The following is a 14,514-nucleotide window of genomic DNA, read 5'->3' on the forward strand; positions in this document are numbered from 1 at the left end:
ACGGCGAAGGCGGGCAGGGCGCAGCCGGACAGGTCCGGGCTGTCCCCGGCCGGGACGTCCGCGCCGGAGTCCGCCCCGGCGCGTGGCCGGCCCCGGCGCAAGAAGCGCGGGCAGTGGGTGCCGCCGCAGCACGGCGCGTGGGCGATGCTGCTCCTGCCGTACCTGGCCGGGCTGCTGTCCGCGGGGTTCGCCTGGCCGGAGCTGCCGCTGCTCGTCGCGTGGATCGGCGGCTACCTGCTGTCGTACTTCGCCCTGCTCGCCGTGAAGACGCGCCGGCCCGCCCGGTACCGCGACCAACTCCTCGCCTACGGGCTGACGACCCTGGCCGCCGGAGCCGTCGTCCTCGCGGCACGTCCCCAACTCATCCTCTACGCACCCGTGTTCGCTCTGGCGCTCGCGGTCAACGGCTTCTTCGCCTCCCGCCGCGACGACCGTGCCCTGGTGAACGGGCTGGTCTCCGCGGCGGCCGCGACGCTGATCCTCCCCGTCGTGGTGAGTGTCGCGGGCGGGTCCCCGTGGGACGTCGGCGGGCCGTTCACGGTCGTCCTGCTCTACCTCGCCGGGACCGTCCTGTTCGTCAAGAGCTGCATCCGCGAGCGGGGGAACACGGCGATGTTCGCCGCCTCCGCCGCCTTCCACGCGGCCGCGCTGGCGGTGGCGGCCTGGATCACCCCGGTGTACGCCGTGGCCTTCGGCTGGTACCTGGTCCGTGCCGCGGGGCTTCCGCGCCGCCGGATGACTCCGCTGCAGCTCGGCCTGGTGGAGATCGTCAGCTCGCTCCTGCTCCTGGTCTCCGTGGCCCTCGCGGCCTGAGGGCCCGGCCGGCGTGGGGCCCGTACGCCCCACCGTCGCTCCGGTCCGCTCAGGAGTCCGCGGCCGTCAGGAGGACGGCGGCGTCCAGGGGCAGCGGGTCCGGGGTGAAGCGGATGCCCAGGGCGGCGATGACGTCGGCGATGGGGTTGGCGATCCAGTAGGCGCCGTCGGTGCGGCCGGCGAAGAGCAGGCCCACCGCGCGGTTGCGGTCGTCGACCGTCAGGCTTCCCGAGTCGCCACCCGCGACGACCGGGGCGCCGTCCTCGGACGCCACGGTGAACTGCCCGCGGAACAGCCGGCCGCCGACCGTCACATCGAGACCGACCGCGTCGATGATCCCGCCGGTGACGCCCGTGGTGCGCCCCGACTTCCGGGCCCGCATCCCCAGCCCCGCCGCGCCGACGCCGCTGACCAGCCCGATGCCCGCGATGGCGTCGGACAGGAAGCGGTTGCCGTCGAGGACGGCCACGGCGGCGTCCACCCGGTCGGTGTCGGCGTACCGGAGCAGGCGGGCGACGGTGTCCCGGGGTGCCGTGCCGCCGTCGAACGGGCCCGGCTGGACGATCTCCTCGCCGGCGGCGCACTCCGGCACCCCGCACAGCACATGCCAGTTGCTGAGCAGGAGCTGCGAGCCCCCGCCGGTCGCGTCGTACACCGCCGCGCCCAGCGTGCCGGCCGTGACGCGCAGACCCGCGACGCTCGTCCCGGGGACGGCGAAGGGGAAGTGGCGGGCCCTTCTGCGCTCCGGGGACAGCGGCGGGGCGCCGTTGCGGAGGAGGGTGAACTCGCCCTCCACGACATCGACGGTGACGCCCTCCAGTTCGCGGGGCAGGACATCCGACGTGCGGAGTTCGGCCTCGGGCACCTTGCGGCTCACGAAGACGCGGACGCACGGCTCGGACAGGCGCCGGCCGGCCCGCATCCGCAGGCCGACGCCCACTCCCGTGACGTTGGGATAGGTCATGAGGCGGGCGGCGAACCGCTCCTTGACCACGTCGATGCGGTGGTCGTGGGGGATGGGGCCGTCCGGCGGCCCTTCCTCCCGGGCGCCGCCCTCCTCGCGCTCCCCGGGGATCACGGGGGCGCCTCCACGGTGACGCGGGTGATGTAGGCGCTGTCGTCGCCGTGCAGGAGTTTGACGCGCAGGCCCCGGGCCAGGGCCAGGGACAGCTCGGTGGTGAAGAGGGCGACGGGGCCCTCGGACCGGTCACCGAACCAGATGATCAGCAGTTCGTTGGTCGGAGTGCCCTCCTCCCGCCGGATGTTCACGAACCCGAAGCCGTCGGAGAGCTTGAGCTCTTCCACCCGGCCCACTGTGTCCTCGACGGCCATGTCCGCCTCACTCCCCGCAGATCGCGGAGACGCCGGTGCCACCGGACGCCTTCCGCAGCAGACGGGCGGCCAGGTCGGCGTCGCCCAGCACTCTCAGCCGGCCTCCGGTGAAGGCGTCGAGCGGTGACAGACGGCCGTCGGCGATCTCCCACCAGACAGCCTCGCGGGTGACGAGCTCGACATCGGGCGGGCCGGGCACCGCGCCGCCCTCCACCACCCGGTACTTGCGCTTGGCCGGCACCAGCGTCCACTGCCGGTCCCCTCCGCTCCCGGACTCGGCGCGGTCCGCGCCGCCCGGGCCGGTCCCGCCGGTTCCGGCGGGGGCGAGGAGGGTGAAGCGGACGATGGCCTGTTCGCCGCTCTCGCTCAGCAGGTCGGCCAGCCGGTGGAAGGTCTGCCCCACGTCGGCCTGCCGTACTGCGGTCAGCGGGCGGAGCTTGGCGTATGCGGTCACGGGGCCCCTCGGAGTCGTCGTACTGGCCGGGCACTCCGTCCCACACTGCGGGGATGCGCACGGGGCCGCCAGCCCTCGCACGCGGATTCACCCGGCCTCGCACGCGGATTCACCCGGCCGAGTGGCCGGCGGACGCCGCGGGGTGACGTGTGGCCCGGTGCGCGGGGCACGGGGCACCGGACTCGCGGCGTGGCGCCGTCGCGTGCGTGCGGGTGGGCGGGCTCGGGTGAGGCGCCCGGGGACGGACCTGGGGACGGACCGGGGAGCGGGGCCGGCGGTCAGGGCTGGGGAGCGGCCGCGCGGTCCAGGTCCAGGTGGGGGAGGTGGTGCCCGAAGCGTTCGCGCTTGGTGACCAGGTACGCCAGGTTCTCCTCGCGCGGCGGGATCAGCAGCGGGACCTGCTCGGCGATCCTGATGCCGTGGCGGAGCAGGGCGTCGCGCTTGAGGGGGTTGTTGGACATCAGGCGGACGGAGCGCACCCCCAGATCGTGCAGCATCTCCGCCGCCACCCGGTAGTCGCGGGCGTCGGCCGGGAGACCGAGGGCGAGGTTCGCCTCCACGGTGTCGAGGCCCTCCGCCTGCAGGGCCATCGCCTTGAGCTTGGCCAGCAGGCCGATGCCGCGGCCCTCGTGGCCCTGGAGGTAGATGAGGACGCCCCTGCCCTCGGCCACGATGGCGCGGAGCGCGGCGGAGAGCTGGTCCCCGCACTCGCAGTGCTTCGAACCGAAGGCGTCTCCGGTCAGGCACTCCGAATGCAGGCGGGTGAGGGCGCCCTCGCCCTCGATATCGCCGTATACCAGCGCTATTTGTTCGTCGCCGCGAATGCGGTCCAGGTAGCCGACGGCGAGGAATTCGCCGTGCTCGGTGGAAAGCCGGACGTGTGCCACGCGTTCGACACCTGGAGCGAGAGCACTGTCGCGGAGCGCGACATCACTGTCTGTCATGGCTCGATCCTATCGGTAAGACCCTGGCGGTGGAATCGGAAACGGTGAGAAAGTATCAACTGGTTTTGTTGTTCGTCACGTTCGGTCGTTGGGTTCGTGATTTCCGCGTAGGCTGCTCGCGTTGACGGCGCGCGGTGGGTGTTCCCTGTGCTCCGGGTCCGTCCCGGACGGGGGTTCCGCCGCGGCCGTGTGGTGTCGGAGAAATACTGAAAGGGCCGGGAAACATGAGTGGTTCGGGGACGGGACTGCCGGCTTCGGGGCTGTTGCCGCTGGACACGACGGAGGACGTGGGGAGCCGCGGAGCCGCCGTCGCCGTGCTCCCCATCGGGAGTTTCGAACAGCACGGCCGCTTCCTTCCGCTGGTCACGGACACGGTGGTGGCCTGTGCCGTCGCGGGGGAGATCGCGGCCGCGTACCCGGTACGGCTGCTGCCGCCGGTGACGGTCTCCTGCTCGCACGAGCACGCCGGCTGGCCCGGGACGGTGAGCATTTCCGCCGCCACGCTCTACGCCGTCGTGAAGGACATCGCGGAATCCCTCCGCCGTTCCGGGGTCACGAATCTCGTCCTTGTCAATGGGCATGGCGGAAACTATGTGCTGCGCAACGTCGTTCAGGAGTCCGCCGGCAGCGGTACCCGCATGGCGCTTTTCCCCGGATCGGGCGACTGGGACGCCGCACGCGAGCGGGCGGGTGTGGTGACCTCCTCGCGCAGCGATATGCACGCGGGCGAAGTGGAGACCTCCATCCTGCTGCATGCGCATCCGGAGCTCGTACGCCCCGGATATGAGACCTCTGATTGGCTCTCCGACGACCGTCAGCATTTGCTCACTCTCGGTATGCGGCCTTACACCGGTTCCGGTGTGATCGGCCGGCCCTCAATGGCTTCGGCGGAGAAAGGGAAGCAATTGCTGGCCGGGCTGGTGGATTCCTTCGGGGAATACCTTTCCGTGCTGGGTACGGCGGAACGGGTTCCGGAGCCCCCGCGGCCGGAGCCGGACGGGTCCGGGTCCCGGTCCGGTGACAGCGCGGGGCGGGGGGCGCTGTGAACGCGGGGGACGCGGGCCGCGGCGCGGAGCGCGGCGGAGAGCAGGGTGCGGGTGTGCTCGGCGCATCAGAAGCCTGGGAGCGGTTGTGCGGGGTCCGGAGCGAGGCGGACGCCGAAGCCGCCGGACTCGTCGCGGACGCGGACGGCCGGCGCCGCTGGCCGCACGCCTCGCCCGGGGCGGCCCTCCTCGCCGAGCGCTATCTGTCCCTCTGCCTCGCCGGTCCCCGCTTCACCTTCGCGCAACTGGGGCAGAGCCTGGACGGGTTCATCGCCAGCCGCACCGGCGACGCCGACTACGTCACCGGCGAGGAGGACCGGGCGCATCTGCACCGCCTGCGCGCGCTCGCCGACGCGGTGGTCGTCGGTGCCGGCACCGCCGCCGCGGACGATCCCCGGCTGACGGTCCGCGCCTGCGCGGGCACCAACCCGGTACGCGTCGTCCTCGATCCGCACCGCCGCGTGCCGCCGGGGCTCCGGGTGTTCCACGACGGCGAGGCGCCGACCCTGTGGGTGGTGGGCGCCGGCGACGGCGAGCACGGGCGGCACGGCGAGCCCGGCGGCGCGGGCGGTGACGGCCGGCCGGACGTGCTCGTCCTCCCGGACAGCGCCGCGTTCGCCCCCCGCCGCCTGGTGCACGAGCTCGCGCGGCGCGGGCTCGGCCGCGTCCTGGTCGAGGGCGGCGGCGTCACCGTGTCGCGCTTCCTCCACGAGGGGGCGCTGCACCGGCTCTACGTGACCGTGGCGCCGGTCCTTCTCGGGGACGGCGTCCCGGGGCTCCGCTTCACCGGCCCGGAGCTGATGCGCGACGCGCTCCGCCCGCCGGTCCGGCGAGCCGTCCTCGGTGAGGACACCCTCTTCGAACTCGACCTGCGGGCGCCGCAGTCCGGCGCACCACTGGGCCAGCAGCACACCGACACCGGGCAGGCTCGCGGCGAAGGACAGGAGCCCGTAGACGACGGCGACGGTCAGCCCCTGGGCGGCACCCAGGCCCGCGGCACCGAACGCCCACGCGGTGACGCCCTCACGGGGACCCCAGCCGGCGACGTTCAGCGGTAGCGCCATCGCGAGCAGCGCCAGCACCATCAGGGGCAGCAGCTCGGCCGCCGGGGCCGTCGCTCCGGCGGCCCGGGCCGCCAGCAGGAACATGCCCAGATAGCCGGCCAGGACGACGGCGGACGAGACCACCACGCCCGGCCAGCTGCGGCGGGCCAGCAGCCCGAGGCGCGCCTCGGCCAGCGTGGTGCGCAGGACGCGGGCCCAGCGGGAGCCGCCCGGCCTTGCGGCGGAAGCTCCGTCCGGGCTCCCCTCCGGGGCGCCGCCCGGCCGCAGGCGCCGCCGGAGGACGAGCAGCAGGACCGCCGCACCGGCCGCGGAGAGCGCCGGCAGGACGCCCGGCGCCGTCACCACGCGCCAGGCGGACCGCCCCGCCTCCGCCAGGGCCGCGGACGGCTGCGCGATCAGCAGCGCCACGCCCACCGCCACCAGCACGCCCTGCCCGGCACACCGTTCGAGGACGACCGCGCGGACGCCCCGGCCGACGTCACCGGAGCTCCGCCCGTGCCGCACCGCGCGGTGCACATCGCCCAGGACACCGCCGGGCAGCGCCGCGTTGAGGAACAGCGAGCGGTAGTAGTCGGCGACCGCGCGGCCCAGCTTCAGCCGGATGCCCAGGCCACGGGCCACCAGGCACCAGCGCCAGGCACTGAACACGGTGGTCAGCAGGCCCAGGCCGAGCGCGGCCAGCAGCGTGGTGCCGTCGAGCCGCCGCACGCCGTCCAGGAAGGCGCCGGTGCCCAGCTGCCACAGCAGAACGGCGAGGATGGCCAGACCGCCGATCATGCCGAGGCGGTTCCGGAGCGCGTGCGGGATCACGGCGTACCGCCCACCGGGGGAGCGGGAAGGGCCAGCAGGTCGCTGTGGTGGACGACCGCCCGCAGCTCGTCGGCCGCGCACGACTCCAGCCGGCGCCGCAGATACGTCCCTGCGGGCTCCGCCAGCTCCGGCCGCTGTGCGACGGCGGCACCCACCCAGCCCCGCAGCCACTCCGCGGCCAGCGCCAGCCCGTGGCCGGTGGGGCCCGCGGGGCCGGCGGGGTCGCCGGGGCCCAGTCGCCACGGGCTGGCCTCGGTCCGCACGGTCAGACCGTGGCGCGTGAACGCTTCGGCGGCCTCCGTGACGGCGTCCGGGCCGAGGAGCCGGCGGCCGTCCACGGCCCGGCGCTGGTGGGCGTTGAAGGCGTCGGCGATCTCGCCGTCCAGCGGGTCGGCCGGGGAGAGTTCGACCCGTCCGGCGACCGACAGCACCAGCAGCGCCGGGCAGCCGGCGGCGGCGCAGGACGCGGCGAGCGCGTCCACCTCCTCGCGGGTCAGCAGGTCGAGCAGGGCGGAAGCGGTGACGAGCGAGGTACCGGCGAGGACGTCGGCGGTCAGGAGCGTCGCGTCCCCCTGTTCGGTCCCGACCGTGACCGGGCTGCCGTCGGCGGCCGTGCGGGGCATCCGCTCGGCGGCCAGCTCCAGCAGCTCCGGGTCGTGGTCGTGAAGGATCCAGTGCTGCGGTCCGGACAGCCGGGGCGCGAGCCAGCGGCTCATGGAGCCGGTGCCGCAGCCGAGGTCGCGGATCACCAGCGGGCCCTCCCGCCCCGGACGGCCGGGTCGCTGCGGCTGCCCTCCTCCCCGTCCTGCCCGCCCGCCCAGTGCCGGACCAGCGGGCCGAGCAGCCGCGGCGCGCGGGCGGCGGCGTCGGCGCCCTCCCGCAGGGCCAGCCACTCGGGGGCGTAGCGGGGCGCCCCGTCCCCGGCCGCGGCGTCGGGCCCGGCGCCGTCGAGGCTCCCGGTACCGGCCGGGCTCGACGCGGCCGGGCTCCCGGACGGGCCGCCGCCCGTGGCCGTGCCGCCCGCCGCGGTGTCGCGCACGGTCGCGGGCTCGGTCTCAGCAGGCATGGGTCCTCCGGAGTTCCGTACGGAGCCGGAGCTCCTCCAGCACCGCGGCCAGGTTCCGCGCGGTCGTCTCCCAGCCGGCCAGGGCATCGCGCCGGCGCCGCGCGGCCGTCCGCCACCGGTCGCGCACGCCCGGCTCGGAGAGCCAGCGCCGCAGGGCGGCGGTGAGCACCGCGGGTTCGTCCGGCGGCACGAGGGCACCGGGCCGGCAGCCGTCGGGTGTGTGGCCGACGGCCTCCGGGACACCGCCGACGGCCGTCGCCAGGACGGGGACGCCGCGCCCGAGCGCCTCGGTCACCGCCATGCCGTACGTCTCGGCGTACGAGGTCAGCACGAACAGGTCGGCGGCGGCGTAACTCGCGTCCAGGGCGGCGCCGGTGCGGGGGCCGGTGAGCCGGACCCGGTCGCCGAGGCCGAGTTCGGCGATCAGCTTCCGCAGCCGGGTCACATAGGCGGGGTCGTGGTCCAGGCCGCCGACGAGATGGCAGCTCCACGGCAGGTCGGTGACGCCGGCCAGGGCCTCGACCAGCCGGTGCTGGCCCTTGCGCGGGGTCACCGAGGCGACGCACAGCAGGCGCGGGGCGCCCGTGTCCGCGCCGCTCCCGGCGCCCCCGGTGTCCTCGGCACCTTCCGCGCCGCGCCGGTGCGGGCCGTCGTCCGTGCCCGGCGCCAGCGGGGCGATGTCCGCCCCGGGCGCGGCGGCGTGGACCCGGGCGGGCGCGAGCCCGTGCTGCTCCACCAGCCGGCCGGCGGCCCACTGGCTGGTGGCGACGACGGCCGGCACGGCCCGGAGGGTCTCCCGCTCCGCGGCGTCCAGTTCGGCGGCCGTCGCCGGGTCGAGCCCGGTCTCGTCGCCCAGCGGCAGGTGCAGCAGCACGGCGAGGCGCAGCCGTTCGGCCTCCGGGACGACGATCTCGGGCACGGCGCAGGCGACCAGCCCGTCGAGCAGGACGAGGCTGCCGTCCGCCGGCTCCCGCAGGACGCGGGCCAGTTCGGCGCGCGCACCGGGGCCCGGCCGCGGCCAGCCGCCGTCGACGGCGCGCGGGTGGACCTGCCAGCCGAGGCGGGGCAGATCGCGGCAGACGCGGAGGTCGTAGACGTTGCCGCCGCTCGGCGCGGACGGGTCGGCCACGTCTCCCGGCATCACCACGTGCACCGAGCGCGGGGGCAGGGTGGTGGTGGCGGCCCCGGTCACAGCGTCCGCTCGTAACTCGCCCAGGCGATGTGGGATTCGTGCAGGGTGACGGAGATGCCGCTCAGGCCGCGGGCGCCCTCGCCCAGGGCCCCGGCGTGCACCTTGTCGGCCAGCCGGTCGGCGATGACCTTGGCCAGGTACTCCGTCGAGGTGTTGACGCCGGCGAACTCGGGCACCTCGTCGAGATTGCGGTAGTTGAACTCCCCGACCACGGCCCCCAGTTCACTGGTGGCCAGGCCGATGTCGACGACGATGTTGTCGGCGTCCAGGTCCGTACGGCGGAAGGTGGCGTCCACGAGGAACGTCGCGCCGTGCAGACGCTGCGCGGGTCCGAAGACCTCGCCGCGGAAGCTGTGAGCGACCATCAGGTGCTCACGGACGGTGACGCTGAACAACGACCGACCTCCAGGTCTCTGGGCTGTGCGGCCCGCTGCCGGGCCGTGCCATGCAGTACGGCCGGAGCGTAACTCCTGTTCAAAGCCCGGGCCGCGGAGAATTCCGGCGCGCTGCCCGGCGGTGGTGGTGCCGCGTGCGGCCGGTGACGCGGGGAACGGCTCACACGGGACGGCTCATCCCGACCGGCGCGGGGCGGCTCACGCGGGCGGGTCGTACCGGACGCGGTGGCACAGCCCGGGGAGTTCGCCCGAGGCGATCCGGGCGAGCGTGGCCGGCAGTTCCTCGAAGGCGCATTCGCCGGAGACCAGGGCGTCGAGAGCGGGGTCGGCGAGCAGGCCGAGGGAGAGCGCGAGCCGGTCGGCGTAGCCGCGGCGGGAGGCGCGGGCGGGGGACACCGTGCCCACCTGGCTGGCGCGCACGGTCAGCCGGCGGGAGTGGAATGCCTCGCCGAGCGGCAGGGCGACCCGCCGGTCGCCGTACCAGCTCAGCTCCAGGACCGTGCCCTCCGGGGCGAGCAGTTCCAGCGCCCGCGTGAGCCCGGCCTCGCTCGCGCTGGCGTGGACGACGAGATCGCAGTCGCCCAGGGCGTCCCCCGGGAGGGCGAACCCGGTGCCCAGCGCCTCGGCGACGGCGGCGCGGGACGGATCGGCGTCGACGAGCTGAACGCGGACGCCCGGGAAGCGGGCGAGCAGGGCGGCGACGGAGCAGCCGACCATGCCGGCGCCGATGACGGCGATCCGGTCGCCGACCAGCGGCGCCGCGTCCCATAGGGCGTTCACCGCCGTCTCGACCGTGCCGGCCAGCACGGCGCGGGCGGCGGGGACCGCGTCCGGCACCGGGGTCACGGCGCTCGCCGGGACGACGTACCGGCTCTGGTGCGGGTAGAGGCAGAAGACCGTACGGCCGAGCAGGTGCTCCGGCCCCTCTTCCACGAGGCCGACGCTGAGATAGCCATACTTGACGGGAGCGGGGAACGCGCCCTCCTGGAAGGGCGCCCGCATCGCGGTGTGCTGGCTCTCGGGCACACCGCCGCGGAAGACGAGGCTTTCCGTGCCGCGGCTGACGCCCGAGTACAGCGCGCGCACGACGACGTCGCCGTCGGCCGGCTCGGGCAGGGTGACATCCCGTATCTCCCCGTGGCCGGGCGAGTTGAGCCAGAAGGAGCGGGCGGTGCGCGGCATCGGCGTCCTCCTGGTGAACGCTGGGCTGCTGGCTCACGTTATTGAACGCGAGGCCGCACACGGTACGCGGCGGTCCGACTCTGTCACAGCGTCACATCCCGGCCGGCCCCGGCCGGGGCCGGTCCGCACCGGCACAGCGCCGGGAGCGGCACGCGGACCGGCGACGGACACAGAACACAGAACACAGCACACAGAACACAGCACACAGAACACAGCACAAGCACCAGCACACAGCACGTACAGCCGGCACGGCTCACACAGCCGACAAGCACACACACAGCGGGAGGATGCGCGGTGGCCCTGAGCGACCTATGCGAAACGAGGCTCCTGCGCCAGGAGACGACCGCGGGGGCGGGCGCGCAGATCCTTCTGCTGGTCCTTCTCGACACGGTGGCCGGACTGGGGCTCGCGGGGTGGCTGACGGGCCTGGGGTTCACGGTCGGCACCTGGGCCCTGCTCACCCGCGCCCTGCACCGGTCCTGGCCGCCCAGGCCGTTCGGGCCGGCCAACGCCGTCACCCTGGCCCGTACGACGCTCGTCGGAGGGGTGACCGCGCTCGTCGCGGACTCCTTCACCGGGCCGGTGCCGGTGGGGACGCTGGTCGCGCTCACCGCGGTGGCGCTGAGCCTGGACGCGGTGGACGGGCAGGTGGCACGGCGCACCGGAACGGCCTCCCCCCTCGGGGCCCGCTTCGACATGGAGGCCGACGCCTTCCTGATCCTGGTGCTCAGCCTCTACGACGCCATGGCCCTGGGCGGCTGGGTGCTGCTGATCGGCGCCATGCGCTACGGCTTCGTCGCGGCGGCCCGGGTGATGCCGTGGCTGAACGGGCCGCTTCCGCCGAGCATGGCGCGGAAGACGGTGGCCGCGCTGCAGGGCGTGGCGCTGCTCGTGGCGGGCTCCGGACTCCTCCCGTACGCGGTCGCGTTCGGGACGGTGCTGGGGGCGCTGACGCTGCTGGTGTGGTCGTTCGGCCGGGACATCGGGACGCTGTGGCGCTTCCGGGTCCGGGACGTCCGGGACTCCCGCGACGCCCGGGCCGTGGTGATCCGGGGAACGGCGGCGGAGAGCGTCTGAGCCGGCCGCGGAGCGCCGGAGGGGCGGCTGCCCCGGCCCCTTCGACGGGCCGGGGCAGCCGCCCCCGTGCGTGCGCTGTTCCGGTCGGGTCAGGCCTTCTTGTCGACGACCTTCATGTTGTACGGGTAGCCGGAGGAACCGCAGTTGAGCGTCGCCGCCTTCTCCACACCCCGCGTGCGGTAGCCGGGGGTGCCCTTGTAGGGGCCCCTGGCGCCGCCCGGGCCGCCGCAGTACGCCTGGACGTTCCAGGTGCCGTTGCCCGAGCTGCACCAGCCCACGGCCACGTGGTCGTTGGTGTGCGACACGTAGGCGCTGCAGCCGGACGGCCCGGCGGCGGCCTGCGCCGACGGCGCGAGGCCGAAGGTCATGCCCGCGGCCAGCAGGCCCATGGCCGACGCGGTGGTCCCGATCTTCTTCAAGGTGCTGGTCATGCACCCTCCCCGTTCGAACGGATATTCCAAAGAGGAAGGTAGTCGGGTGGGGGACCGTGTGCGTCCTACCCCAAGATGATCGAAAAGGGACCCCGGGGTGGATTGACATACCCCAACCAGCTGTATAGACAGCCCGGTTGAGACCCGGTGTCCTGGCTCGGCGGCGTTCGTGCGCGTGATGTCCGGACGGCAGGGGTGAGCCCCGGGCCGTCGGGCCCGGGGCTCACCCTCTGCCGGTGCGGGCCGGTGTTCACCGGCCGGCGGTCACCGCTTCGCCGCCTTGTCCGGGTCCGTTTTCTTGTCCGCGTCCGCGTCCGCGTCGAACTCCGGCTCCGACGCGGACGGGGCATCGGCCTCCGGGCCGTACGCCGTCAGGAAGCGGTCGCGGAAGGTGTCCATCCGCCAGACCGGGGCGTCCGGGCCGGGCTTCAGGCCCTCGTCCCACTCCCAGTCGGAGATCCGGTCCAGAACGGCCTCGTCGTGGGCGACGATCGAGATCGGTACGTCCCGGCTGGCCCCGTCACCGGCGACGGTCGGGACGGGCTGGTGGTCGCCGAGGACGACGAGCACGGTGTCCTCGTCGCCGTACTCCTCCAGGTACGAGACCAGGCTGTCCATCGAGTACTCGACGGCGCGCCGGTACTCGGTGCGCACCTGCTCGGGGTCCTTCCAGACCTCCTCCGGGTCCTTCCCCTCCTCCTTCATGGCGTGGTAGACGGAGCCGTTGCCGACCTCGTCCCAGCCGATCATCCGCGGGATGGGCGCCCACGGGTTGTGGCTGGTGGCGAGGATGATCCCCGCCATCAGCGGATCACGGTCCTTCTTGGCGCGCTCCAGCCGCTCGAAGGCGGACAGGGTGTACTGGTCGGGAACCGGCGTCCAGCTGAACTTCGGCCCCCGGTACCCGAGTTCCTTGGAGTCGTAGATGGTGTCGAAGTCGTAGAACTTCCCCTCCGGCCAGGCCCGGGTGACGCCCGGCATCATGCCGACCGTCCGCCAGGCGCCGGAGCGCTGGAAGGCGCCGGTGAGGGTGAGGCGGTCGCTCGCCGTCACGGTGCGGTACCGCCGCTGGTTGTCGACCCAGAGGCCGGACCAGAGGGTGGAGTGGGCCAGCCAGCTGCCGGCACCGGTCGTGGGGGAGCGGAGGAAGCCGCTCCGGGAGGAGAAACCGGCCTTGTCCAGCCGGTCCGTGTCCTCCGCGAGGGCCGCGCTCATGAGCCGCGACATCTCCGGGTTCTCGTCGATCGCCACGCGGCCGTAGCTCTCGATGAAGGCGAAGAGGACGTCCTTGCCGCGCAGGGCGGTCAGCAGCTCGTCGGGCGGGGTGTCGCCGAAGTCGTCGACGGCGGCCACCCGGGCGAACTTGCGTTCGTCCTCGATGCCCGCCTCCACCCGGTTCACCCGGTCCTTGACGAGCTTCGCCGCGGCGCTGGAGGCCACCGGCGTGCTGCCGATCTGGAGGCCGATCGCGGAGCAGGTGATCCAGACGATGGCGACGACGAAGGTGGTCCGGGTGGCCGTCGCACGGTGCCGGACCAGGATCTCGCTCAGCCGGATCACCGCCAGCGTCATGAGCACGGGCACGGCGGCGGCCAGGGTCACCGCGCCGATCACGGCCGCGGTGGCGGCGGTCCCGCCGACCGTGGATTCGAGGAAGGAGTGGCCGTCCTCGAAGAGGATCCAGTCGAGCACCAGGTCGAACGGCCGGCTCAGCACCGAGTAGAAGCCGATGTCGACGAACTTCAGGACGAGCAGCAGCCCGAGGCCCGCCCCGGAGAGCGCCGCGACCCACCGCCGGGCCCTCGGCGGCAGGAAGAGCAGGACGGCGGCGGCGACGACCGCCTCACCGGGGAGGCGCGTGAAGGCGAAGGGGGTGAACCGGCTGAGCCCGTTCGGCATGACGAGCGCGGCGAAGACGAGCAGGACGGCCAGGGCCGTCGTCCCGTGTGTCAGGACCCTTGCCGCGGCGGGGTGTTCGGCCCGCCACCGGCCGCGCGGGCCGCGGCGCCAGGGGCGCTCGGGGCGCTCGGGGTTCCGGCGGGCGGCTGCCCTCGGGGCGCCGCCGCCTGCGGTGCCGTCGTCACCGCCGCCGCGGGCTGTCCGGGGTGCGGGCCGGGGCGGGCCCGTCCGCGGGATCGCCGGTGCCGGGGCCGGCGGCGGGTCTTCGGTCCGGGCGGGCCGCCCGGCCGGAGCGGACTCCTCTTCGGCGGACGGCTGTTCGGGGCCGTGGTCCGCGTCGTCGCCTGCGCGGGCGCGGTCGCCTGCGGGGGCGGTGTCGTCTCCGGGGGGCTGTTCCCCGGCTCCGGTGCGGCCCGCGGCCGTACCGGCGGCTGCCGGGGCGTCATCCGCGCCGGCGCCGGCATCGTCCCGCCCGTCCGTGCCGCCGGCGGCGGTGTCCGCGTGGTCCGTGGCGGCGGTCCGGTCCGTGGCGGTGTCCCGGTCCGTGGTCGTGGTGTCGTCCGGTGTGCGCTCCCGGGAGTCGTCCGGCGCCGGGCCGTCCTCCTTGGTGGCGTTGTCCGTTGTCGGAAGCTGACGAGAGAGCGGCAACCCGAAGGTCCTTCCATGCGAAGCCCGGTAGTGGCACGGCGGGCCGGGCTCGGGAGCGGGGCCCGCCGTTATGGGTACGGCCGGTTGGCGGCAACCGCTCAATCAACCGGGCGGGCCGCGGGAGGGAAACTGCCGGTCGTGACGGGACGGCAGCCGTCCGCACC

The 14,514-nt window shown here is 74.5% G+C and carries 12 protein-coding genes and 3 pseudogenes; 4 read left to right on the plus strand and 11 right to left on the minus strand.

What is annotated here, in order from left to right; all coding sequences use genetic code 11:
* Positions 1 to 117: 117 nt before the first annotated feature.
* Positions 118 to 813, plus strand: coding sequence for a YwiC-like family protein (locus tag E4N63_RS23380; RefSeq protein ID WP_230241623.1), 696 nt, complete (start codon positions 118 to 120; stop codon positions 811 to 813).
* Positions 814 to 862: 49 nt separating this feature from the next.
* Here the strand turns inward: E4N63_RS23380 and E4N63_RS23385 are convergent, their stop codons facing one another.
* From E4N63_RS23385 to ribA, 4 genes are all read right to left on the minus strand, one after another.
* Positions 863 to 1,891 (minus strand): S1 family peptidase, encoded by a 1,029-nt coding sequence (locus E4N63_RS23385; RefSeq protein ID WP_230241624.1) that lies wholly within the window; start codon positions 1,889 to 1,891, stop codon positions 863 to 865.
* Entirely contained in the window at positions 1,888 to 2,145 is a 258-nt protein-coding gene (locus E4N63_RS23390) for a hypothetical protein (protein ID WP_125624462.1), read from the minus strand. Before E4N63_RS23390 ends, E4N63_RS23385 begins: the two co-directional genes overlap by 4 nt.
* A 7-nt stretch (positions 2,146 to 2,152) precedes the next feature.
* Positions 2,153 to 2,599, minus strand: a complete 447-nt coding sequence (locus tag E4N63_RS31250; RefSeq protein WP_185831240.1) for an SCP2 sterol-binding domain-containing protein — start codon at positions 2,597 to 2,599, stop codon at positions 2,153 to 2,155.
* 278 nt (positions 2,600 to 2,877) lie between these two features.
* Positions 2,878 to 3,543, minus strand: coding sequence for a GTP cyclohydrolase II (ribA, locus tag E4N63_RS23400; protein WP_125626919.1), 666 nt, complete (start codon positions 3,541 to 3,543; stop codon positions 2,878 to 2,880).
* A 224-nt stretch (positions 3,544 to 3,767) separates the two neighbouring features.
* Between ribA and E4N63_RS23405 the strand changes: the two genes are divergently transcribed.
* Together E4N63_RS23405 and E4N63_RS23410 are read left to right on the plus strand one after the other, a co-directional pair.
* Complete coding sequence (locus tag E4N63_RS23405; RefSeq protein WP_125626920.1) at positions 3,768 to 4,589, plus strand: creatininase family protein; 822 nt, start codon at positions 3,768 to 3,770, stop codon at positions 4,587 to 4,589.
* Positions 4,590 to 4,642: 53 nt separating this feature from the next.
* Positions 4,643 to 5,296: pseudogene (locus E4N63_RS23410) on the plus strand (RibD family protein); the annotation flags it as partial.
* A 168-nt stretch (positions 5,297 to 5,464) separates the two neighbouring features.
* Here E4N63_RS23410 and E4N63_RS23415 read toward each other — a convergent pair.
* The 5 genes and pseudogenes from E4N63_RS23415 to E4N63_RS23435 all read right to left on the minus strand — a co-directional run.
* Positions 5,465 to 6,427, minus strand: a pseudogene (locus E4N63_RS23415) (lysylphosphatidylglycerol synthase domain-containing protein); the annotation flags it as partial.
* A gap of 29 nt (positions 6,428 to 6,456) precedes the next feature.
* Positions 6,457 to 7,526, minus strand: a pseudogene (locus E4N63_RS23420) (class I SAM-dependent methyltransferase).
* A complete protein-coding gene (locus E4N63_RS23425) occupies positions 7,516 to 8,667 on the minus strand; it encodes a glycosyltransferase family 4 protein (protein WP_125624929.1) in 1,152 nt (383 codons plus the stop codon). The pseudogene E4N63_RS23420 and the gene E4N63_RS23425 overlap by 11 nt, the downstream one beginning before the upstream one ends.
* A 47-nt stretch (positions 8,668 to 8,714) precedes the next feature.
* Entirely contained in the window at positions 8,715 to 9,113 is a 399-nt protein-coding gene (locus E4N63_RS23430; RefSeq protein WP_019709268.1) for a 6-carboxytetrahydropterin synthase, read from the minus strand.
* Positions 9,114 to 9,311: 198 nt separating this feature from the next.
* Positions 9,312 to 10,295 (minus strand): zinc-binding alcohol dehydrogenase, encoded by a 984-nt coding sequence (locus E4N63_RS23435; RefSeq protein ID WP_230241625.1) that lies wholly within the window; start codon positions 10,293 to 10,295, stop codon positions 9,312 to 9,314.
* A 294-nt stretch (positions 10,296 to 10,589) separates the two neighbouring features.
* Between E4N63_RS23435 and E4N63_RS23440 the strand changes: the two genes are divergently transcribed.
* Positions 10,590 to 11,372, plus strand: coding sequence for a CDP-alcohol phosphatidyltransferase family protein (locus E4N63_RS23440; RefSeq protein ID WP_230241626.1), 783 nt, complete (start codon positions 10,590 to 10,592; stop codon positions 11,370 to 11,372).
* An 89-nt stretch (positions 11,373 to 11,461) separates the two neighbouring features.
* Here E4N63_RS23440 and E4N63_RS23445 read toward each other — a convergent pair whose 3' ends face one another.
* Both E4N63_RS23445 and E4N63_RS23450 read right to left on the minus strand, forming a co-directional pair.
* Positions 11,462 to 11,803, minus strand: coding sequence for a hypothetical protein (locus E4N63_RS23445; RefSeq protein ID WP_125624908.1), 342 nt, complete (start codon positions 11,801 to 11,803; stop codon positions 11,462 to 11,464).
* A gap of 264 nt (positions 11,804 to 12,067) precedes the next feature.
* Complete coding sequence (locus E4N63_RS23450; RefSeq protein ID WP_308188734.1) at positions 12,068 to 14,350, minus strand: sulfatase; 2,283 nt, start codon at positions 14,348 to 14,350, stop codon at positions 12,068 to 12,070.
* Between the last annotated feature and the right edge of the window lie 164 nt (positions 14,351 to 14,514).

This window comes from Streptomyces sp. MNU89 (assembly GCF_020982505.1).
Lineage (GTDB): Bacteria > Actinomycetota > Actinomycetes > Streptomycetales > Streptomycetaceae > Streptomyces > Streptomyces xinghaiensis.